Origin of the sequence: Nocardia sichangensis (assembly GCF_047200615.1) — a bacterium.
Lineage (GTDB): Bacteria > Actinomycetota > Actinomycetes > Mycobacteriales > Mycobacteriaceae > Nocardia > Nocardia sichangensis.
On record NZ_JBJZOK010000012.1, the window covers coordinates 29,087 to 49,080 of the forward strand.

Genomic DNA, 19,994 nt, shown 5'->3' on the forward strand with positions numbered 1-19,994 from the left:
CCGGCGAACGGCACCATCTGATACCGACATGCCAACGAATCGGGGTGCATTCGGTCTTCGGCAAACGATCGGCGTTGTGCCGCAGCCGATATCACCCGCACCGCGACCGCATCGTCGTTCCCGCCCGCGGATCGTCGCGCGGGCGAACTTGTACCATCGGACAGCGTGACGTTCGGCGCGCTGCGGCTACCGGTGATCCGGATGATCGTGGCTCTCACGTACACCGTCTGGGTGGTCGCCATGGCGGTGCCCCAGTGCCATGTCTTCGGCCACGCTGTCGCGTCACACGCCCACATCGAAGCGTCCGGGCCCGTCGTGGCCTCTATCGTCTCCCCGGCGATCCTCGTCGACCGGCATCAGCACGCCGTCGAACCGGACCGGCATGTGCCCGCCGATGGTGTGCTCGCCGCCCTGCCGCGCGCTGTCTCGCTGCTGCTGTTGCTGTTGATCGCGTCCGTGTCGGTGCTGCTCGCGGCCCCTGGGTCCGCGCTCGGGGGCGGCGTGCGCGCACCCCCGGTCGCGACCCTCCCGGTGTATCCGGGCAGAGACAGACTCACTCGATTCGGCATCGATCGGAACTGATCGGTCAGCGTCAGGCCGGAGCCTGCCGGGGCCCGGCCGGTGTTCGTGCGAAGTCCGCACTCACACCGTCGCTGCGACAGCGACCGCACAGAATCGACGATTCCCTATGACTTCTGCGCTGCAGAACCCGGCTGTGCCCGATCCCGCTCCGCGCGAACCGGAGACGACCCCGCTCGCGAGCCCGGCGAGTCTCCTGACGGCGGCCCAGCGCTGTCCGCGTCCGGCGACCATGGTGGGCAACACGCCCGTGCTCTGGATCACCGAACCGCTCGGCGGCACAACGCGACCGGACGGCCTCGGCTTCTGGGCCAAGCTGGAGGGCGCCAACCCCGGCGGCATGAAGGACCGGCCCGCGCTGCACATGGTCGAGCGCGCCATCGCGCGCGGTGCGCTCGCACCTGGCGCTCCGATCATCGAATCCACCAGCGGCACGCTCGGTCTGGGCCTGGCGCTGGCGGGAATGGTGTATCGCCACCCGGTCACGCTGGTCACCGACCCCGGCTTGGAACCGCTCATGCACCGGATGCTCGCGGCCTACGGCGCGCGGGTGGAACTGGTCACCGAGCCGCACCCCACCGGCGGCTGGCAGCAGGCGCGGCGCGACCGCGTCGCCGAACTGCTGGCGCGCGATCCGCGGGCTTGGTGCCCGGACCAGTACCGCAACCCCGACAACCAGGACGCCTACGAGACCCTGGCGCTCGAGTTGGTCGCCCAGCTGGGCAGGATCGACGTCCTGGTCTGCTCGGTCGGCACCGGCGGCCATTCCGCGGGGATCACCCGCACGCTGCGCCGATACTTTCCGCACCTGCGCTTGGTCGGCGTCGACACGGTGGCGTCCACGATCTTCGGACAGCCCGCGGGGCCACGGCTGATGCGCGGGCTGGGTTCGAGTATCCACCCGGACAACGTCGACTATTCGGCGTTCGACGAGGTGCACTGGGTCGCGCCCGCGGAGGCGGTCTGGGCCTGCCGCAGACTCGCCGCGACACACCACGCCAGCGGCGGCTGGAGCGTCGGCGCGGTCGCCCTGGTCGCGGGTTGGCTCGCCCGCACCGGCGATCCGGCCACGCGGATCGCCGCGGTCTTTCCCGACGGACCGCTGCGCTACTTCGACACGGTGTACAACGACGACTACTGCCGCGAGCACGGCTTGCTCGACGTCGCACCACCCACCGCACCGCTGCGCATCGCGCATCCGTCCGACGCCGTCGCGCTCTCGTGGACCCGGTGCACGACGGTCGTCGATCCCCGCGACGCCGCCGGGAAGGAGCGGACGCGATGACCGATCTGATCGCCACCTACCGCGGCTTCAACCGTCCCAGCCGGATGCTGATGGTCAATCAGTTCGCCATCAACACCGGCTTCTACATGCTGATGCCCTACCTGGCCGGTTACCTGGCCGGTCCGCTCGGGCTGGCCGCGTGGGCGGTCGGGCTCGTCCTCGGTATCCGCAACTTCTCCCAGCAGGGCATGTTCCTCGTCGGCGGCACGCTGGCCGATCGACTCGGCTACAAGCCGCTCATCGTGACCGGATGCCTGCTGCGCACCGGCGGTTTCGCGCTGCTCGCGGTCGCGGACACGCTGCCCGCGCTGCTGGTGGCCTCGGCCGCGACCGGCTTCGCGGGCGCGTTGTTCAACCCGGCGGTCCGCGCGTATCTGGCGGTCGACTCGGGCGAGCGCCGGGTGGAGGCGTTCGCCGTGTTCAACGTCTTCTACCAGGCGGGCATACTGTTCGGCCCGATCGCCGGGCTCGCGCTGATGGCCGTCGACTTCCGTGCGACCGCCACGGGCGCCGCGGTGGTGTTCGGCGTGCTGACGCTGGCCCAGTTACGCGCGCTGCCGCAACACCGCGCCGAGCCGAAAACCACCTCGGTGCTGGACGATTGGCGCGTGGTGCTGGCCAACCGCCCGTTCCTGCTGTTCGCCGCGGCGATGATCAGTTCCTCGGTCCTGGCCTTCCAGGTCTACCTGGCGTTGCCGGTGCACGCCGCACGGATCGCGGGCGACTCGGCCACCGTGCTGATGACGGCGGTGTTCGTACTGTCCGGGTTGATCGCGATCGCCGGGCAACTGCGCATCACCCGCTGGTTCGGGCAGCGGTGGGGCCGCGCGCACAGCCTGGCGCTCGGCATGGCGATACTCGCGTCCGCGTTCGTGCCGCTGGTGGTGATCCCGGGCACCGGCTTCGGCGCGGGGCCCGCGATCGGCGCACTGCTGTTGACCGCGGTCGCGCTGGGAATCGGTGCGGCAGCGGTCTTTCCGTTCGAAATGGACACCGTGGTCGCGTTGTCGGGCAACCGCCTGGTGGCGACGCACTACGGCCTCTACAACACCATCGTCGGTATCGGCATCCTGCTCGGGAATCTGGGCATCGGAACGCTGCTGGACCGCACGCGCGAGGCCGGGATGAGCGCACTGGCGTGGGCCGCGCTCGTCGCCGTGGGAGCAGCCGCGGCGGCGGGGCTGTTCGCGCTCGCCCGCTCCGGACGGCTCGACGCACCGCTACCGGTCGGGTGATCGATCGGACCGTCCTGGATGTGCGCCTCCGGGACTGTCCGCCTCAGGCCGGTCCGCTCGACTGCGCCGAATACAGGCTGACCTCGCCACCCTCACTGAGAAAAGCGTTGACCAGCATGGTACGGGTGGTTCGCAGCTCCTCCTCGTCCGGCGCGGCGGTGGTGATCGAGATCTGCGGGATGACCGCCCAGTTGACCACGTAGCGCTCCGGCGGGCCGTCGTCGTCGGACAGCCGGGCGAGACGGAAGACCGAGACGGTCTTGCGGACGATCAGATCACGCACGACCTCCGCGATTCGCTCAGGGTCTTCCAGCGCGAACATGAAGCCGAATGTCAGCTCCGGCGATGACACGTAGGCGGGCACGAATACCGAGGCTAGCCCATGCGGCGGTGGCGCGCAGCGCACGCACCGAATCGGTTGCTGCTCATACGCTCGACAATTTCGAGAACGCACCGCCGAGCGCCGGTCCGGGTGACCGATCCGTAACGGAATATAACGATTTCCCGGCAGCTTTCGGATTCACAGACCAGAGTATTGCGCGGCTTCGGTTACCGCGCTTTCCTGAAAGTGTCCTGATTTCTCGGACCGTCTTCTCCCGCATCGTCGCGGATTTCCCGGTTTCTCTGCCGTGCTGGTGGAACGCGGGATGGCATCCGGGTGCGGGACTGCGCCGGAGCCGAGGGGCGCCCTCCCCGAAATCCCCCTCGGCCCTGGCGCATCCAGGATTCGTCGTGTCGCAGAGGTATGTCATGCCCACCGAATACGCTCAGCGCAGTTTCGGAGCCCAAGAGCTGCCGCCGCCCGCCGCACTGCTTCGCGCGATTCGCGAACCCGGCGAGAACCAGCACCGGCACAGCGTGCTGCACGCCGCGCGGAAGCTCGTCGACTGCCATGAGCGACGGCAGCGGGCACTCGAGCGATCACACGCCCCGGAGGCATCCAGCACCCGCGTCGCCGCCTGCACCCAGCAAGTGGAGGACATCGACGGCTGCCGCGCGGAATGGATCGGGCGGATCGACGCATGGGTGGCGGAGAACGTGCAGCACCGAGAGGGCGCCTCCCTGCATACCGAGACACTCGGCGCGGTCATCGACCGAATCGCGGCCAAATGGGTTTCGGCCCGACACTCTTTGGACGACGAGATCACGACCGGGCCGCACCCGGGGCAGGCGGGCGGTGAGGCCCACCTGCAGTGGTCCAGGCTGGCCGAGCTGGTCGACGGCTATCAGGATCTGATCACCGACGTCATCGAGCATCGGCGCAGGCTGCCGGTCTGGTGATCAGCGCGGCTCGTCGACGCCCGGCTCGACGACCTCGGCGTCGAGGAACGCCTCCGTCGCGTCCGCCCGCGGTTTCGTGACCGTGACCTCGGTCTCGGTGTCGAGGTCACGATCGAGATCCCGCTGTGCCTCCGCGTCCCGGCGCGCCGCGGCCGCCGCCTCGTTCATCTCGATGGCGTCGGTGATCCACTCACCGATCTCCTTGGTGACCTCGGCGACCGTCCCCGTGATGATGTTGGCGATATTGCCGACGTGCCTGGCACCGGAAGACGTCAATTCCTGAATGAGATCCTTGTTGCTCTCGAATTTCCCGATCATTCACACGCCCGCTTCGCTCGCCTTTCGCTGACGCATCACGATAACACCGGGGGACGGTTCGCTCTCGACCCAGCGCGGCGGAAGTGCCAGCTTGAAAATCTTCTTCCATACCGAGCCGATCTGCTTACCGAGCGAGCCGGTGTTGTACGGCAAACCGTACTTTTCACACAGTGCGCGGACCGTAGGCGCCATCTCCGGATAACGGCTCGCGGGCAGATCGGGAAACAGATGGTGTTCGATCTGATGCGACAAATTCCCGGACATGATGTGGAACAGCTTGCTGCCGGTGATGTTGGCCGAGCCGAGCATCTGCCGGATGTACCACTCGCCGCGGGTCTCGTCCGCGGTCTCCTCCTCGGTGAACGTCTGTACGCCGGCCGGGAAGTGACCGCAGAAGATGATGGCGAAGGCCCACACGTTGCGCACCAGGTTGGCGGTGACGTTACCCGCCAGCGTGTGGAAGAACAGCGGTCCGGTCAGCGCGGGGAACACCAGGTAGTCCTTGAGCACCTGCTTGCCCGCCTTGCGCCACTGACCGAGGATCAGGTTCTTGACCTCCGGCCACTTCTTCTTACCCGCCAGGATGTGCTCGACCTCGAGGTCGTGGCCCATCACACCCCACTCGAACAGCATCATGAGCACGAAGGCGTACAGCGGCTGGCCGAGCCGGAGCACGTTCCACTCCTGCGCCTCGTCCATGCGCAGGATGGAGTAGCCGATGTCGCGGTCCTTGTTGTGGATGTTGGTGTAGGTGTGGTGCAGGTAGTTGTGCGAGTGCTTCCACTGGTCGGCCGGGCAGACCGTGTCCCATTCGAACACGCGGGAATTCAGGCCGGGCTCGCGCATCCAGTCGTACTGGCCGTGCATGACGTTGTGGCCGATCTCCATGTTGTCCAGGATCTTCGACACACTCAGCGCCGCCACGGCGGCCAGCCAGAAGGGCGGAAGGAAGCCGAGATACATCAGGCCGCGCCCGGCGATCTCGAATCCCCGCTGCGCCTTGATGATCGAGTACAGGTATTCCCGGTCGCGCTCGCCGAGGTCGGCGACGATGGCCGCGCGCAGCTCGTCGAGTTCACGGCCGAGTTCCTCGATCTGGTCCGGGCTCAGGACCAGCGGTCCGTTCTCGGTTTCGGTCAGGATGGTCATAATTGGCTCCCCTTCGTGAATCAGATGTCGATGTCGACGTCGCCGACCGGCGCGCTGATGCACAGCTGGATCGGCTGGTCGGGGTCGGTGTCGGTCTCGCCGGTGCGCAGATTGCGCGTGCAGCCGGAGCGGCGCACCGCTGTGCAGGAGAAGCAGATCCCCATGCGGCAGCCGTACTCGGGCGTGAGACCGGCGGATTCGGCTTGCTCGAGCAACGTGGCTCCGGTGTTGTCGGCGCTCACGCCGCTGGCCGAGAAACTGACGGTGCCGTGTGCGTCGGCGGCGTCCACCGGCGCGACCGACAGCGTGAACTCCTCGGAGTGCAGCCGGTCCTCGAGTTGCTCGGCCTGATAGACCGTGCGCACCGCGTCCATCAGCGACGGCGGGCCGCAGACGAAGGTCTGCGCGTCGGCGAACCAAGGCGCGACGCGCTCCAGTTCGTCGTAGTCGAAGTACCCGCTGCCCTTCGGCCGGGCGAGATCCACCCACGGCGCACCGGAATCCGCCCGCGGCGCCAGATCCGGCATGCGATGCGGATAGCGCAGCTCGATGCGGAAGTTCGGATGCCGTGCAGCGATCGCGTCCAGTTCCGCTCGGTGCGGCAGCACAGCGGGCGACTTGGCGTAGTGCAGGAAGACGACCTCGCCCGAATGGTCCTCCGCGGCGAGCGTGCGCAGCATGGACAGCACCGGCGTGATGCCGCTGCCACCGCTGATCAGCAGGACGCGCCGCGGCCGCGACTCGGGCAGCCGGAACACGCCGTCGGCGGGTGCCAGGTCGACCACCATGCCGGGGGCGGCGTGACGGTACAGGTACTGCGACACCAAACCGTCCGGATGCGCTTTCACGGTCAGCTCGATATGACGATCCCGACCGCCTTCCGGGTTCACCGGCGAGTAGCACCGCGTGTGCCGCACGCCGTCGATCACCACGCCGATCTGGACGTACTGTCCGGCGACGTGGCCCTGCCAGTGCCGGGTGGGGCGCAGCGTGAACGTCACCGAGCCGGGCGCCGAGCGGCGCACGTGAGTGATCTCGGCCCGCATGTCCCGCACCGTGAGGGTGGGGCGGACCAGCTCGAGGTACCGATCCAGCGGGTGCGGCGAGGTCAGGGTCTGCACCAAGTTGATGAGATCCACCATTTGTTCTCCGTACCTCTTGTCGGACTGACGACGTGCGGCTGGAATTTCAGTGCACGTCTGTACACTCAACTAGTGTGACGGATGACCGGGGCTAGGTGTCAACCGGCGAAACATGTGACTCGAACTACATCTGGGGATAGGTCGAATGGTGAACGGATGTATGCTCACCGAGATGAGTGAGCAGGCGGCTACCCGAGGCGAACGCAAGGAGCGGACCAGGCAGGCGCTCCTGGACGGCACGCTCGCGCTGGCCGCCGAACGCGGATTCGCCGCGCTCAGCCTGCGGGAGATCGCCCGTTCGGCCGGCATCGTGCCGACGGCGTTCTACCGGCACTTCGCGTCGCTGGAGGACCTCGGCGCCACGCTGGTCGACGACGGCGTCACCGCGCTGCGGCTGGCGCTGCGCGAAGTCCGCCGCAATGCCGACGCGGGCCTGTCGGACACGGTCCGCTTCGTGTTCGCGCAAGTGGGCCCCAAACGTGAGCTGTTCGGCTTCCTCACCAGGGAGCGCCACGGCGGGTCCGCCGCCTTGCGCACGGCCATCGCCCGGGAGATCCAACTGATCGTCCGAGAGCTCGTCGCCGACCTCTCCCGCATCCGGGCCCTGGACTCCTGGACGCCACGAGACCTGGAGATCGCCGCCGACCTGATGGTCAGCACGGTGACCGACGGGATCGCCGCCTACGTGTCGGCCGCGCCGCGCGACGAGCAGGCGATCATCGACCGCACCGTCCAGCAGATGCGTTTGATCGCACTCGGCATGGGCGGCTGGCGGCCACCGAAGCGGCGCTGATCCGCCGCCGAACTCACTCGGCGGGCCGTGACTCCTCGACGCCGCCGCCCGCCGCGACCGAATCCGCCGAACTCACTCGGCGGGCCGGGGCTCCTCGACATCGCCGCGCACCGTGACCGGATCCGGTGACCGCACCGGCAGCAGCACCGCGAGCCCGGCCGCGAGCACGACCAACAGGCCCGCGATCCCCGCCCGGTCCGAACCGAACAGCCAGACGAACAAGCCGAACAGGCTCGGGGCGAGGAAGGACACCGCGCGCCCGGTGGTCGTATACAAGCCGAAGAGCTGCCCCTCCCGGCCCGGCGGCGCGAGGCGGGTCAGGAACGAGCGCGCCGCCGCCTGCGCCGGGCCGACGAAGACGGTGAGCAGCAAGCCGAAGATCCAGAACATCAGTGGGCCGGACACCACCAGCAGCGCCAGCCCGCACACCAGCATCGCGGCCAGGGACACCACGATGACGATCTTCGGCCCGGCCCGGTCGTCGAAGCGCCCCGCGACGATCGCACCCAGCGCCGCAACGACATTGGCCGCGATGCCGAACAGCAGCACATCCGAGTCGGCGATCCCGTAGACCCGCACGGCGAGCACCGCACCGAAGGTGAACACCCCGGCGAGGCCGTCCCGGAAGACGGCGCTGGCCACCAGGAAGCCGACCGTGCGCCGGTCGACGCGCCACAGCTCGCGCAGGTCACGCCACAACACCCGGTACGAGCCGAGGAACCCCGCGCTCGCCGCGCCGGGATCGGCGTTCGTCCGTGGCAGTTCGGGGACCGCGAACAGCACCGGCAACGCGAAGGCGGCGAACCAGACGGCGGCGAGCACGGCGACCAGCCGGATGTTGAGTCCCTGATCGGTGGGCACGCCGAGCAGCCCGCGGTTGTCTCCCTCGCCGGATATGAAGCCGAAATAGCAGATCAGCAGCAGCAAGATGCCGCCGAAATAACCCATCGCCCAACCGAATCCGGAGACCCGGCCAACGGTCTGCGGCGTGGAGACCTGCCGCAGCATCGCGTTGTACGGCACGTTCGCCAGTTCGAAGCAGGCCGACGCGAACGCCAGCAGCGCCAAGCCGAACCACAGGTCGTGGTAGTCGTCGTGCACGAAGAACATCAGCGTCATCGCCGCGACGGTCAGCGCGGTCAGCGCACCGAGCGAGCCCTTGCGTTTCGCGGACGCGTCGAAGCGCTGTCCGCTGACCGGCGCGGTCAACGCCACGATCAGGCCCGCGATGCCCAGCGCCCACCCAAGCCACGCGCTGGCGGAGACACCGCCGGGCAGATCGTCGCCAACCTTGTCGGTGAGATACACCGAGAAGACGAAGGTGAGGATCACGGCGTTGAATGCCGAAGATCCCCAATCCCACAGCCCCCACGCCACCACTTGCCCGCGCCCGGCGGCCTGCCCGACTGTCGCCTGGGCGTTCACCTCGGTCATGCCGCGCAGCTTAATGCGCGAGACGGTGACGAGGCGGGCCGAAATCGGGTCCGGCCGTGACGAAACGGAGGGTACTTATGCACCTAGTTGCATAGTACCGAGTGTCACGGCTATCCTCACCGCATGGCACTCGAGCATGCGTTGCTGGTATCGCTGACCGAGCGCGCCGGCTCGGGGTACGAGCTGGCGCGCCGCTTCGACAAGTCCATCGGCTACTTCTGGAGCGCGACCCACCAGCAGATCTATCGCGTCCTCAAGCGCATGGAGGAGTCCGGCTGGGTCGACGGCGAGACGGTGATCCAGGAGGGCAGGCCGGACAAGAAGGTCTACTCGGTGAGCGAGACCGGACGCGCCGAACTCGCGCGCTGGATCGCCGAACCGAGCGATTCCGCCACTCCGCGCAACGAACTCGCCGTGAAGATCCGCGCCGCCGCGTACGGCGACATCACCGCGTTGCGCGCGGAGGTGGCCCGCCACCGCGACCAGCACGCCCAGCGGCTCGAGCTGTACCGGCACATCGAGAAACACGACTTCCCCGCTCCCGAGCGGCTCGCCGGGACGGCCCTGCACCAGTACCTCGTCCTGCGCGCGGGCATCCGCGTGGAGGCCGGATTCGTCGAATGGTGCGACGAAGTTCTGCAAGCACTACACCCGCGCGCGACAGCCCCGCACGCGGACGGAGAAAGGCGACCTGCCCCATGAGCTCCTTCCCCCATTTGTTCGAGCCGCTCGATCTCGGCTTCACCACCCTGCGCAATCGCGTGGTGATGGGTTCGATGCACACCGGGCTGGAGGACCGCGCCTGGGACACCAACAAACTGGCCGCCTACTTCGCCGAACGAGCACGCGGCGGCGCGGGCCTGATCATCACCGGCGGCTACGCGCCGAATCGCGCAGGCTGGCTGCTGCCTTTCGGCGCCAAGCTGACCAACAAAACCGAAGCGTACCGGCACCGCGCGATCACCAAAGCGGTGCACGAGCACGGCGGCAAGATCGCCATCCAGATCCTGCACGCGGGTCGCTACTCCTACATGCCGGGCAGTGTGTCGGCGTCGTCCATCAAGGCGCCCATCAACCCGTTCCGGCCGCGCGCGCTGTCGGCCAAAGGCGTCGAGCGCACCATCGACGACTACGCCCGCTGCGCGAAGCTGGCCCAGTTCGCGGGCTACGACGGCTGCGAGATCATGGGCGGTGAAGGATATTTCATCAACCAGTTCCTCGCGCCGCGCACCAACAAGCGCACGGACGCGTGGGGCGGCTCCCCGGAGAACCGGCGCCGGATCGCGGTGGAGATCGTGCGCCGCACCCGCGCCGCGGTCGGCCCGGACTTCATCATCGTGTTCCGGCTGTCCATGGCCGAGCTGGTGGAGAAGGGACAGAGCTTCGACGAGATCGTCGCGCTGGCCGTGGAACTCGAAGCCGCCGGGGTGAACATCCTCAACACCGACATCGGCTGGCACGAAGCGCGGGTGCCCACCATCGTCACCTCGGTACCCCGTGCCGCCTTCGTCGAATTCACCGCGAAGATCACCGCGCGGGTGACCATCCCGGTGTGCGCGTCGAACCGGATCAACATGCCCGAGGTGGCCGAGGAGATCTTGACCCGCGGTGACGCGCAGCTGATTTCGCTGGCCCGTCCCTTCCTCACCGATCCGGAGTGGGTGAACAAGGCCGCCCAGGATCGCGTCGACGAGATCAACACCTGCATCGCGTGCAACCAGGCGTGCCTGGATCACGCCTTCCAGCGCAAGACGGTGTCCTGCCTGCTCAATCCGCGCGCCGGGCACGAGACCGAGCTGAAACTGCTGCCGACCCGCCGCAGCAAGCGCGTCGCCGTGGTCGGCGCGGGCCCGGCCGGGCTCTCGGCGGCGGTGAGCCTCGCCGAACGCGGCCATCGCGTCGACCTGTTCGAGGCCGACGACAAGATCGGCGGCCAGTTCGACATCGCCCGCCGCATCCCGGGCAAGGAAGAATTCAGTGAGTCGATCCGGTACTACACCCGGATGCTCGAGCTCACCGGCGTCACGGTGCACCTGAACAAGCGGGTCGGCGCCGCAGAACTCATCGCGGGCGGCTACGACGAGGTCGTGCTCGCCACCGGCGTACAGCCGCGGATCCCGGACATCCCCGGTATCGACCACCCCATGGTGCTGTCCTACGCCGAACTGGTGCGGGAGGAGAAGCCGGTCGGCAAGCGCGTCGCCGTGATCGGCGCGGGCGGCATCGGCTACGACGTCAGCGAATTCCTCACCGTAGAAGGGCATCCCGCCCTCAAGCTGGACGAGTGGAAGGAGGAGTGGGGCGTCACCTCCGACGACGAGCAGGTTCCCGGGCAGCTCACTACGCCCAGGCCGGCTCCGGCGGCGCGCGAAGTCGTTCTGTTGCAACGCAAGACCACTCCGTTCGGGAAGGACCTGGGCAAGACCTCCGGGTGGGTGCATCGGGCCGCGCTGAAGGCCAAGGGCGTCGAGCAGATCGGCGGTGTGAACTATGAGCGCATCGACGACAACGGCCTGCACATCAGCTTCGGAGAGAAGCGACAACGGCCCCAATTGATCCCGGTCGACAACGTCATCGTCTGCGCGGGCCAGGAATCCGTGCGCGACCTGGAGGCCCCGCTGCGCGCCGCCGGGATGAGCCCGCACCTCATCGGCGGCGCCGAACTGGCCGCCGAGCTGGACGCCAAACGAGCCATCGACCAGGGCACCCGGCTGGCCGCACGGCTGTGAGCGGGCGGCGGCCGGGCCCGGACGCCCGGCCGCCGTGACCGCGGCACGGAACCCCGCCGGGGATCGTGCGGCGGACCACCGGGTCACGTCGCCTAGGCTGCATCGGGTGAGCCTGCCCTCCCCCACTTCCGAGAACCGCGCGGTCGTCACCGGCGCCTCCTCCGGCATCGGCACCGCGCTCGCCGCCGAACTCGCCGCCCGCGGCTACTCGCTGATCCTGGTCGCCCGCCGCGAGGAGCTGCTCACCGAGCTCGCGCAGCGACTGACCCTGGCCCACGGCATCACCGCCGAGGTGCGCGCGGTCGACCTGGCCGACCGCGAGCAGCGCGCTGTACTGGTGAAAGAACTGGCGACCCGCGAGATCGCCGTCTTGTGCAACAACGCGGGCATCGCGACCTTCGGCGCGATCGCCGAACTCGACCCGGCCTACGAGCGCGCGCAGATGGAACTCAACGCCGTCGCCGTGCACGACCTGACGCTGGCCGTGTTGCCCGGCATGCTCGCCCGCGGCAGCGGCGGCATCCTGATCAGCGGCTCGGCCGCGGGCAACATGCCGATCCCGAACAACGCCACCTACGCCGCGAGCAAGGCGTTCGCCAACACCTTCTCCGAATCGCTGCGCGGCGAGCTGAAAGGCTCCGGGGTGCACGTCACCCTGCTCGCGCCCGGCCCGGTCCGCACCGAGACCCCGGATCCCGCCGACGCCTCCATCGTCGACCGGATGGTGCCCGACTTCATGTGGGTCTCCTCGGAAGCCACCGCGAAGGTGTCCATCGACGCGCTCGCCCGCAACAAGATGCGCGTTGTCCCCGGCCTGATCAGCAAGGGAATGAGTGTGGCGGGACAGTACGGCCCGCGCGCGGTCACCGCTCCCATCGCCGGCGCGTTCTACAAGAAACTCGGCAGCTGAGCCAGCCGCGTCAGCGAGCTGTCAAGAAGCGACGCCCGGTGGTCAAGGATCCGCAAATGACCGGCCCACCGGCCCCGCACCCGGCGTAGTCCTGGCATCGGCCCCGCAATTCGAGAAAGCGGGGGCGACCCAGGAGAACATCGTGACGCTGCTCGACATCCTCCCGTCATTGCGGTCGGGATCACCTTCGCGCCTGGATGCCGCGGTCTGGCCGCGGGACACGCACTACGACGGCGACGGCGGGATCACCCTCGGCGGCGTCGCCCTCGCCGACATCGCCGATCAGTACGGGACGCCCACCTACGTCCTGGACGAGCAGGAGGTACGGTCCCGCTGCCGGGCCTATCGCAAAGCTTTTCCCGAGGCCGAGATCATCTACGCGGGCAAGGCCCTGATGACCCGGTCGGTGCTGGATTGGGTTACCCAGGAAGGCCTTTCGGTCGACGTGTGCTCGGCGGGCGAACTGGCCGTCGCGCTGGCGGCCGGTGTGGACCCCGCGCGCATCGTCCTGCACGGCAACGGAAAGTCGTTCGACGAACTGGCCACCGCCGTGCGCAGCGGGGTCGGCCGGATCGTGATCGACTCGCACACCGAGATCACGCTGCTGTCCGCCCTGGCCACGAAGCCACAGCAGGTGTTGCTGCGGCTGTCCCCCGGCATCGATGTCCACGGTCATCCCGCGGTGCGCACCGGTGTGCACGACCAGAAGTTCGGCTTCCCCCTCGGCAGCGATTCGGCCGCCGAGGCGATCGACCGTGTGCTGCGCCAACCGAACCTCACCCTGGTCGGCTTCCACTGCCATCTGGGCTCGCAGATCTACAACCCGGATCACTACGGCGAGGCGGTACGGCGCTTGGTCGCCGCGATGGCGCAGGTGCGGCAAGACCACGGCGTCGTGCTGACCCAACTGGATCTCGGCGGCGGTCACGCGGTGGCCTATCGCGCCGGTGACGCCGAAATGAATCTCGCCGAACTCGCCGACATCCTCGAAGACGCCCTCGACGCCGCCTGCGCCCGCCACCACTTCCCACGCCCGGTCCTCGCGCTGGAACCCGGCCGCGCCGTCGTCGCCAGGGCCGGGGTGACGCTGTACCGAGTGCTCTCGATCAAGCACGTCGAAGGCGGGCACACCTACGTCACCGTGGACGGCGGGATGAGCGACAACCCGCGCGTCGCGCTCTACGGCGCGCGCTACGAGGTCGTGGTCGCCAGCCGCCACCCGTGCGGTCCGCAGATGACCGCGACGGTCGCCGGTCGCTTCTGCGAGGCGGGCGACATCCTCGCCGCCGACGTCCGGCTACCTGCCGACCTGCGCCCCGGCGAGGTGCTCGCGATGCCGTGCACCGGCGCCTACCATCACAGCCTTGCCTCGTCCTACAACACTGTCGGGCGGCCGCCGATCATCGCCGTTCGACACGGCCGCGCCCGCGAACTGATCCGCAGGGAGACGACGGCGGACCTGCTCGCCCGCGAGGTCGGATGACCGGCGCGCTCAACGGCGCCGGGTGCCGAACAGGCTGCGGGTGATCTCGCGTCCCGCCGCGGTGGCGGCCGAGCGCAGGAAGCCGCGGACCGCGGGATTCCGCATGATCCGCTCGGCGGCGGACTCCTCTTCCACGCGGTTCACGTTACGGCCGGGGACGGGTGCCGGTTCCGGCTCCCGCGCCGCGTCGGCCATCTTGGCGGCCAGCAGTTCGTAGGCCGATTCCCGGTCGATGGTCCGGGCGTACTTCGAGGCCAGCGGGCTGGACAGCGCCCGCGACCGGATCGCGTCCACGCCGATGGTGTCCATCAGCGACCGAGGTGGCCGCATCCTGGTCCAGGCCACCGGCGTCGGCGCGCCCTGCTCGGAGAGCACCGTCACGATCGCCTCGCCGGTGCCGAGGGAGGTCAGCGCCTGCTCCAGGTCGTATACACCGGTCCTGGGGTAGGTGCGGACGGTCTTGGCCAACGCCTTCTGGTCGTCCGGGGTGAACGCGCGCAGCGCGTGCTGGATGCGCGCGCCGAGCTGGGACAACACCGGGTTCGGGATATCGGTGGGCAACTGTGTGCAGAAGAACACGCCCACTCCCTTGGACCTGATCAGTTTGACGGTCTGCTCCACCTGATCCAAGAACGCCTTCGAGGCGTCGGAGAACAGGAGGTGCGCCTCGTCGAAGATGAACACCAGCTCGGGACGCTCCACGTCGCCGACCTCCGGCAGGGTCTGGAACAGGTCGGCCAGCACCCACATCAGGAATGTGGAGAACATCACCGGCCGCGCCGCCTCGGCACCCAGCTCGAAGAGTGTGATCACCCCTTTTCCGTCCACCACCCGCACCAGGTCGGCCGGGTCGAGTTCCGGCTCGCCGAAGAACGTGTCGCCGCCGTCGGCCTCCAGATTCGCCAAGGCGCGCAGGATCACGCCCGCGGTGGCCGCGGAGACACCGCCGATGCCTTTCAGGTCATCCTTTCCCTCGGAGCTGGTCAGATGAGTGATCACGGCGCGCAGGTCCTTCAGGTCCAGCAGCGCGAGGCCATTGCGGTCGGCCCAGTGGAAGATCAGTCCGAGGGTGGATTCCTGCGTCTCGTTCAGCCCGAGCACCTTGCTCAGCAGAACCGGGCCGAACGAACTGATCGTGGCGCGGATCGGAAGCCCTGCCCCGGTGGTGCCCAGCGACACGAACTCGGTGGGGAAGCCGGTCGCCGCCCAGTCCGCGGCGCCGGTCTCCGCGATCCGCGTGGCGAGTCTTTCGCTCGATCGGCCCGGCTCGGCCAAACCCGACAGGTCGCCTTTGATATCGGCCAGCACCACCGGAACCCCGGCGCTCGACAGTTGCTCCGCGATGCCTTGGAGGGTCTTCGTCTTCCCCGTGCCGGTCGCCCCCGCGACCAGACCGTGCCGGTTCATCATCCGCATCGGGATACGGACGCGCGCGCCGGAATCCACCCTCCCGTCGACCACCACGGTGCCCAGGTCCAGCGCAGCGCCCTCGAACGCGTAGCCCGCGGCGATCTCTTGTGCGGCGGTCGAGCCCGGGGACGGTTCGTCTCTTCCTTCGGCAGCACCGGCTCCACCCGCTGTCTGCTCGGCCAGTTCACGTTCCGCGGCCTCCGCGGCGGCGGACGCCTCCGCCGCGATCCGCGCCGCCTCGTCGGCCGCTTTGCGCGCCGCGGCCGCCTTCTCCTGCGGGGTGGTCATCGCACGTCTCCGTCCTGGCTCGACCGGGCTGCTTCACTCAATGTTTGCTGCCGCACCGAAAACTCCGGGTGACGATCTGGAAGAAACTGTATCGCCACCGGTCGGATTCCCGTCCGCATCGGCGGCTTCGGGGTTGCCGAGCCGTATCGCGGGCACCGGACCTTCGCCCGGCTAATGTTGCACGGGTGTCCGACAAATACATGGTGTGGATGGATTGCGAGATGACCGGCTTGCGCTTGGACAGCGACAAGCTGATCGAGGTGGCCGCACTCGTGACCGACAGCGATCTCAACATCCTCGGCGAGGGCGTGGACATCGTCATCCACGCCGACGACGACGCGCTGGCCGCGATGCCTGCCGTGGTCGCCGAGATGCACGCGCGCTCCGGGCTGACCGACGAGGTCCGTCGCTCCACCGTCACCCTCGAAGAGGCCGAGCAGCGCGTGCTCGACTACATCCGCCAGTACATCCCCACCCCGCGCACCGTGCCGCTGGCAGGCAACTCGATCGCCACCGACCGCGGTTTCATCGCCAGGGACATGCCGCTGCTGGATGCCCACCTGCACTACCGGATGGTCGACGTGAGCTCGATCAAGGAGCTGTGCCGCCGCTGGTACCCGCGCATCTACTTCGGCCAGCCGGAGAAGGGCCTGAGCCATCGCGCACTGGCCGACATCCAGGAGTCCATCCGGGAACTGGAGTACTACCGGCGGACCGCGTTCGTCGCGCCGCCCGGTCCCTCCACCACCGAAATCGCCGCCGTCGCCGCCGAGGTCTCCGAGACCGCCGAACAGCGGACCGAATCGGCGCAGGTCAACGGCTCGCCAGATAACGATTAGGGAGTGGGCGGGTAGACACGCTAATATCTAGCCCGCTGGTTCTTCACCGGCGATGGTGAGCGTAGTTCAGTTGGTAGAGCACCAGGTTGTGATCCTGGCTGTCGCGGGTTCGAGTCCCGTCGCTCACCCCAGGTGTCGCGGTGTGCGAACCGTCCTCTGAGGCGGTTCGCACACTACGGCTGGCGCTTTCTCTACTCTGTTCATTCCCCGCATCGGCGCGCGACGTGAAATAGCCGTCCGTATCTCTCCGAGGCGGCGATCATGTCCCGAAGACCCCAAGCCATCGGCAAGCGCCTGCACTCGAATGGGTCCACATGCGAAATGCGTCACGATGCGGCGTGCCATTTCATGCCTGAGCGCGCCCTCCTGCCACGGCCGACCACCGAAGGTCTCGGCGCCTATGGAAATCATCTTCCGCAGAGGCCGAGCGCCCGCATGACCCGCCTCGCCGCACCGGCCGGGTCCTGACGCGTTCGTCGCGGGCATCGCTTCGCGCCGCCGATCGAGGAAACCGGCCCACGTCCCCACCGAGAGCCGAGTCGGCTCGATCGGGCGCGGCTGACACTCCGCGCAAGGCTCTTTCACTGCGCCCCAGACCTTTTGCCGCAGGCACTCGCCGCGATGTGAAACGAAACCACTCCAGAATCCGCCACGCGTCCGTAGACTGCGGTGCACGTGGGACGGTGTCGCTGGGGCGCCTTCCCGGTTCGACCAGAAAGACACACCTCGTGATGCGTTCCGCGGTTATCGCAGCCTTCGTCGGCGCCACTCTCCTCACCGGATCCAGCGGAACCGCGGTCGCGGGAATCGGACTTCCCCCGCTGCCCGACTCCGGCTCGGCGTCGAGCGGATCGGCGGGCGGCCTGGCCACCACCGGCTCCTCCGGCACTGGTTCGGCGGGCAGCAAGCTGCTGTGCGCCGCCACCGGCAGCGCCATCGCGATCCTGGGCGACGCCCAGTTGGGTTGCAACATGCTGCCGTGACCCCCTGAACGCCGAACGGGCCACCGGATCGCTCCGGTGGCCCGTTCGGCGTTCCGCTTCGGCTCAGCGATTGTCTTCGACGTTGCCCGCTTTCCAGACCGACCACGGGATGTTCCAGTCACCCAAGCCGTCCACACCGGACAGGGTGCCGCCCACGGTGTTCTTCACGATCGTGATGTCACCGCGCTTGGCGTTCTGAAAGACCCACTGCGCGTTCGCCGGACTGAGGTTCAGGCAGCCGTGACTGGTGTTGCTGTACCCCTGCGCACCGACCGACCAGGGCGCCGAGTGGAAGAAGATGCCGCTGTAGGACAGTCGCGTCGCGAAGTCGACCGGCGTCTTGTACCCGTCGGGCGCGTTGACCGCCACGCCGTAGGTCGAGGAGTCCATGATGATCTTCTCGTGGCGGTCGGCCACGATGTAGACCCCGTTGTCGGTGGGGGTGCTGTCCTTGCCCATCGAGGTCGGCATGGTGCGGATCACCTGGCCGTTCAACTCGACGGTCACCTGCTTGGTGTTGTCGTCGGCGGTGAAGACCATCGCGTCGCCGATGGTGAAGAACGAGTGGATGTTGTCCTGCCCGTACAGGCCGTTGCCGAGATTACGTCCGTAGACGTTCACATCGACGGTGATCTTCGATCCCGGCGCCCAGAAATGCTCCGGCCGCCAGCGCACCTCGCGGTTGTTCACCCAGTAGAACGCGCCCTCCACCGGCGGCTCCGTGGTGATCTTGATCGCATCCTGCGCGGCCTTCCGGTCGGGGATGTTCTCGTCGAACTGGACGGCCACCGGCTGTCCGATACCGACGACCTCCGCCTCGCCGGGCACCAGGTAGGGCTTGGTCTGGTTACCGGGCGAACTCGTGGTGAAACTCAGCGTCGCGGAGTTCGCCCCGCCGAGCCCGATCGCGTCGGCCTTCAGTCGGTAGGTCTTGCCGTAGCCGAGCACCTCGGTGGTCTCCCACGAACGCCCGTCGGCGGCGAGCCTGCCCTCCACCGCCTTGCCCTGCGGGCTGACCAAGCTCACGTTGGTGAACTTGCCGTCTTCCACCTTGAGCGCCAACGGGACGCCCGGCGATACCCCTACCTCGCCATCTTTCACCGGCGACAACAACTTCGGCTTGATCAGTTCTGTGATGGGGTTGCGGTCGATGGCGACCTGAGCCGCGTCCTTGGCGTCGGATGCCGAACATCCGGTCAATGCCAGCGCGGCGACCGCGACAACTATCACCGGTCCCGCGAACGTGCGTAGCGACCGCCTCGTAGTCGGCTTGCGCACGTGCCGACCTCGACCAAAACTCATTTCAACCCCGTTTCAAAGTCTCGGCGCTCCAGGACACACCGAGGGCTTCGGATACCGACCGCCACGCCGCTCACCCCGCCGTGTACGCGGGCGGTCGAAACCACAATCGGACATTCTGCCAGTGCGTCACGTCCTGGCCAATGTGAACACCTAGTCCGTCACTGCAGCGTTACCACCACTAGATCACCGCGGCGAACCCACGCGTTACGGCGGCGGAGAGCATCACATCCGCGCCGGTCAGGACACGATTTCACTTCTGCGGCCCCGGCCTGTTAAGGTTTGTCCCGCACCGGAACACGGAGCAAGCGCCATTAGCTCAATTGGCAGAGCAGCTGACTCTTAATCAGCGGGTTCGGGGTTCGAGTCCCTGATGGCGCACAACACGCAAACCGTGCCCTTGTCAGTCATCGGCTGGCAAGGGCACGGTTTTTTTCGTCTCCCCGATGGCCCCGATTTCCGTGACATCACCGTGACCTGGAGTTTTTCCCAGTTGCACCAGTGGTCTCAATTCGGACAGCTATACGCCCGCGATCGCCGCGAAATCCACCTGTGCGCCCGAAAATTTCTGTGACCTACGGCACAAGAGGTTTAACGGCAAACTCCCAGCTTGGATAACGATTCGACAACCGCGTCTTGGGCTTTCCAAGATCGTCAGCGCCTGCCGTTCATGATCAGTTCACCGTCCGTTAACCATGCGTGACCATTCTGCAATCAGGTCACAAAGCGACCTGAAGTTTGGTCAGCCCGAGGAGTTGTAGACACCGATTCGGTAACGATCACACGGCAGGCACCCTGCCCGCCACGTGATCGGCGGAGCGGAATCCGGCAACGGAC

19 protein-coding genes and 2 tRNA genes are annotated in these 19,994 nt (G+C 67.8%); 14 read left to right on the forward strand and 7 right to left on the reverse strand.

Annotation, left to right across the window (positions count from 1 at the left end; translation table 11 throughout):
- The first annotated feature begins 165 nt into the window (after window positions 1–165).
- The 3 genes from lpqS (at window position 166) to ACL03I_RS18305 (ending at window position 3,099) form a co-directional block, all read left to right on the forward strand.
- Window positions 166–582, forward strand: a complete 417-nt coding sequence (lpqS, locus tag ACL03I_RS18295) for a putative copper homeostasis (lipo)protein LpqS (protein ID WP_412806534.1) — start codon at window positions 166–168, stop codon at window positions 580–582.
- Between the two features lie 229 nt (window positions 583–811).
- Window positions 812–1,864, forward strand: coding sequence for a PLP-dependent cysteine synthase family protein (locus ACL03I_RS18300; protein ID WP_412806605.1), 1,053 nt, complete (start codon window positions 812–814; stop codon window positions 1,862–1,864).
- Window positions 1,861–3,099: an MFS transporter gene (locus ACL03I_RS18305; RefSeq protein ID WP_412806535.1), complete on the forward strand. Its 1,239-nt coding sequence runs from the start codon at window positions 1,861–1,863 to the stop codon at window positions 3,097–3,099. Before ACL03I_RS18300 ends, ACL03I_RS18305 begins: the two co-directional genes overlap by 4 nt.
- A gap of 43 nt (window positions 3,100–3,142) precedes the next feature.
- Here the strand turns inward: ACL03I_RS18305 and ACL03I_RS18310 are convergent, their stop codons facing one another.
- On the reverse strand, window positions 3,143–3,463 hold the full coding sequence (locus ACL03I_RS18310) for a hypothetical protein (protein ID WP_355075883.1): 321 nt from the start codon (window positions 3,461–3,463) through the stop codon (window positions 3,143–3,145).
- A gap of 386 nt (window positions 3,464–3,849) precedes the next feature.
- Here ACL03I_RS18310 and ACL03I_RS18315 point away from each other — a divergent pair, with 386 nt between their 5' ends.
- Window positions 3,850–4,380: a DUF4254 domain-containing protein gene (locus tag ACL03I_RS18315; protein WP_355075881.1), complete on the forward strand. Its 531-nt coding sequence runs from the start codon at window positions 3,850–3,852 to the stop codon at window positions 4,378–4,380.
- Here ACL03I_RS18315 and ACL03I_RS18320 read toward each other — a convergent pair whose 3' ends face one another.
- The 3 genes from ACL03I_RS18320 to ACL03I_RS18330 are packed head-to-tail and all read right to left on the reverse strand — an operon-like array spanning window position 4,381 to window position 6,989.
- Window positions 4,381–4,698 (reverse strand): hypothetical protein, encoded by a 318-nt coding sequence (locus ACL03I_RS18320; protein WP_355075879.1) that lies wholly within the window; start codon window positions 4,696–4,698, stop codon window positions 4,381–4,383.
- Window positions 4,699–5,847: a fatty acid desaturase family protein gene (locus ACL03I_RS18325; RefSeq protein WP_355075877.1), complete on the reverse strand. Its 1,149-nt coding sequence runs from the start codon at window positions 5,845–5,847 to the stop codon at window positions 4,699–4,701. It abuts the gene before it with no gap.
- Between the two features lie 20 nt (window positions 5,848–5,867).
- Complete coding sequence (locus ACL03I_RS18330; protein WP_412806536.1) at window positions 5,868–6,989, reverse strand: ferredoxin reductase; 1,122 nt, start codon at window positions 6,987–6,989, stop codon at window positions 5,868–5,870.
- 172 nt (window positions 6,990–7,161) lie between these two features.
- Between ACL03I_RS18330 and ACL03I_RS18335 the strand changes: the two genes are divergently transcribed.
- Window positions 7,162–7,782, forward strand: a complete 621-nt coding sequence (locus tag ACL03I_RS18335) for a TetR family transcriptional regulator (protein ID WP_355075873.1) — start codon at window positions 7,162–7,164, stop codon at window positions 7,780–7,782.
- Window positions 7,783–7,854: 72 nt separating this feature from the next.
- Here the strand turns inward: ACL03I_RS18335 and ACL03I_RS18340 are convergent, their stop codons facing one another.
- The gene (locus ACL03I_RS18340; protein ID WP_355075871.1) at window positions 7,855–9,216 is read right to left on the reverse strand and encodes an MFS transporter; all 1,362 of its coding nucleotides are present in this window, start codon (window positions 9,214–9,216) and stop codon (window positions 7,855–7,857) included.
- A 123-nt stretch (window positions 9,217–9,339) separates the two neighbouring features.
- Between ACL03I_RS18340 and ACL03I_RS18345 the strand changes: the two genes are divergently transcribed.
- The 4 genes from ACL03I_RS18345 (at window position 9,340) to lysA (ending at window position 14,338) form a co-directional block, all read left to right on the forward strand.
- Window positions 9,340–9,918 carry a PadR family transcriptional regulator gene (locus tag ACL03I_RS18345; RefSeq protein ID WP_355075869.1) on the forward strand — a complete coding sequence of 193 codons (579 nt, stop codon included), beginning with the start codon at window positions 9,340–9,342 and terminating at the stop codon, window positions 9,916–9,918.
- On the forward strand, window positions 9,915–11,945 hold the full coding sequence (locus ACL03I_RS18350) for an FAD-dependent oxidoreductase (RefSeq protein WP_412806537.1): 2,031 nt from the start codon (window positions 9,915–9,917) through the stop codon (window positions 11,943–11,945). Before ACL03I_RS18345 ends, ACL03I_RS18350 begins: the two co-directional genes overlap by 4 nt.
- Before the next feature lie 106 nt (window positions 11,946–12,051).
- Entirely contained in the window at window positions 12,052–12,855 is an 804-nt protein-coding gene (cmrA, locus tag ACL03I_RS18355) for a mycolate reductase (RefSeq protein ID WP_355075865.1), read from the forward strand.
- 142 nt (window positions 12,856–12,997) lie between these two features.
- Entirely contained in the window at window positions 12,998–14,338 is a 1,341-nt protein-coding gene (gene lysA, locus ACL03I_RS18360; protein WP_412806538.1) for a diaminopimelate decarboxylase, read from the forward strand.
- A 9-nt stretch (window positions 14,339–14,347) separates the two neighbouring features.
- On the opposite strand, the gene ACL03I_RS18365 is transcribed toward lysA, so the two are convergent.
- Window positions 14,348–16,036, reverse strand: coding sequence for a helicase HerA-like domain-containing protein (locus tag ACL03I_RS18365; protein WP_412806539.1), 1,689 nt, complete (start codon window positions 16,034–16,036; stop codon window positions 14,348–14,350).
- Between the two features lie 200 nt (window positions 16,037–16,236).
- Here ACL03I_RS18365 and orn point away from each other — a divergent pair, with 200 nt between their 5' ends.
- The 3 genes from orn (at window position 16,237) to ACL03I_RS18380 (ending at window position 17,858) form a co-directional block, all read left to right on the forward strand.
- Window positions 16,237–16,875, forward strand: a complete 639-nt coding sequence (gene orn, locus ACL03I_RS18370; protein ID WP_397279306.1) for an oligoribonuclease — start codon at window positions 16,237–16,239, stop codon at window positions 16,873–16,875.
- Window positions 16,876–16,930: 55 nt separating this feature from the next.
- Window positions 16,931–17,006 (forward strand) — tRNA-His (locus tag ACL03I_RS18375).
- A 600-nt stretch (window positions 17,007–17,606) separates the two neighbouring features.
- Complete coding sequence (locus tag ACL03I_RS18380) at window positions 17,607–17,858, forward strand: hypothetical protein (RefSeq protein ID WP_355075858.1); 252 nt, start codon at window positions 17,607–17,609, stop codon at window positions 17,856–17,858.
- A gap of 63 nt (window positions 17,859–17,921) precedes the next feature.
- Here ACL03I_RS18380 and ACL03I_RS18385 read toward each other — a convergent pair whose 3' ends face one another.
- Window positions 17,922–19,160, reverse strand: coding sequence for a L,D-transpeptidase (locus ACL03I_RS18385; RefSeq protein WP_412806540.1), 1,239 nt, complete (start codon window positions 19,158–19,160; stop codon window positions 17,922–17,924).
- A 305-nt stretch (window positions 19,161–19,465) separates the two neighbouring features.
- Here ACL03I_RS18385 and ACL03I_RS18390 point away from each other — a divergent pair.
- Window positions 19,466–19,538, forward strand: a tRNA-Lys gene (locus ACL03I_RS18390).
- Window positions 19,531–19,731 (forward strand): hypothetical protein, encoded by a 201-nt coding sequence (locus ACL03I_RS18395; RefSeq protein ID WP_355075856.1) that lies wholly within the window; start codon window positions 19,531–19,533, stop codon window positions 19,729–19,731. Before ACL03I_RS18390 ends, ACL03I_RS18395 begins: the two co-directional genes overlap by 8 nt.
- Window positions 19,732–19,994 lie beyond the last annotated feature (263 nt).

Coding starts and splice junctions, on each gene's coding strand:
- ACL03I_RS18300 (WP_412806605.1), top strand. CDS start 812: ATGGTGGGCAACACGCCCGTGCTCTGGATCACCGAACCGCTCGGCGGC.
- ACL03I_RS18305 (WP_412806535.1), top strand. CDS start 1,861: ATGACCGATCTGATCGCCACCTACCGCGGCTTCAACCGTCCCAGCCGG.
- ACL03I_RS18315 (WP_355075881.1), top strand. CDS start 3,850: ATGCCCACCGAATACGCTCAGCGCAGTTTCGGAGCCCAAGAGCTGCCG.
- ACL03I_RS18320 (WP_355075879.1), bottom strand. CDS start 4,698: ATGATCGGGAAATTCGAGAGCAACAAGGATCTCATTCAGGAATTGACG.
- ACL03I_RS18325 (WP_355075877.1), bottom strand. CDS start 5,847: ATGACCATCCTGACCGAAACCGAGAACGGACCGCTGGTCCTGAGCCCG.
- ACL03I_RS18330 (WP_412806536.1), bottom strand. CDS start 6,989: ATGGTGGATCTCATCAACTTGGTGCAGACCCTGACCTCGCCGCACCCG.
- ACL03I_RS18335 (WP_355075873.1), top strand. CDS start 7,162: ATGAGTGAGCAGGCGGCTACCCGAGGCGAACGCAAGGAGCGGACCAGG.
- ACL03I_RS18340 (WP_355075871.1), bottom strand. CDS start 9,216: ATGACCGAGGTGAACGCCCAGGCGACAGTCGGGCAGGCCGCCGGGCGC.
- ACL03I_RS18345 (WP_355075869.1), top strand. CDS start 9,340: ATGGCACTCGAGCATGCGTTGCTGGTATCGCTGACCGAGCGCGCCGGC.
- ACL03I_RS18350 (WP_412806537.1), top strand. CDS start 9,915: ATGAGCTCCTTCCCCCATTTGTTCGAGCCGCTCGATCTCGGCTTCACC.
- ACL03I_RS18365 (WP_412806539.1), bottom strand. CDS start 16,036: ATGACCACCCCGCAGGAGAAGGCGGCCGCGGCGCGCAAAGCGGCCGAC.
- orn (WP_397279306.1), top strand. CDS start 16,237: ATGGTGTGGATGGATTGCGAGATGACCGGCTTGCGCTTGGACAGCGAC.
- ACL03I_RS18380 (WP_355075858.1), top strand. CDS start 17,607: ATGCGTTCCGCGGTTATCGCAGCCTTCGTCGGCGCCACTCTCCTCACC.
- ACL03I_RS18385 (WP_412806540.1), bottom strand. CDS start 19,160: ATGAGTTTTGGTCGAGGTCGGCACGTGCGCAAGCCGACTACGAGGCGG.
- ACL03I_RS18395 (WP_355075856.1), top strand. CDS start 19,531: ATGGCGCACAACACGCAAACCGTGCCCTTGTCAGTCATCGGCTGGCAA.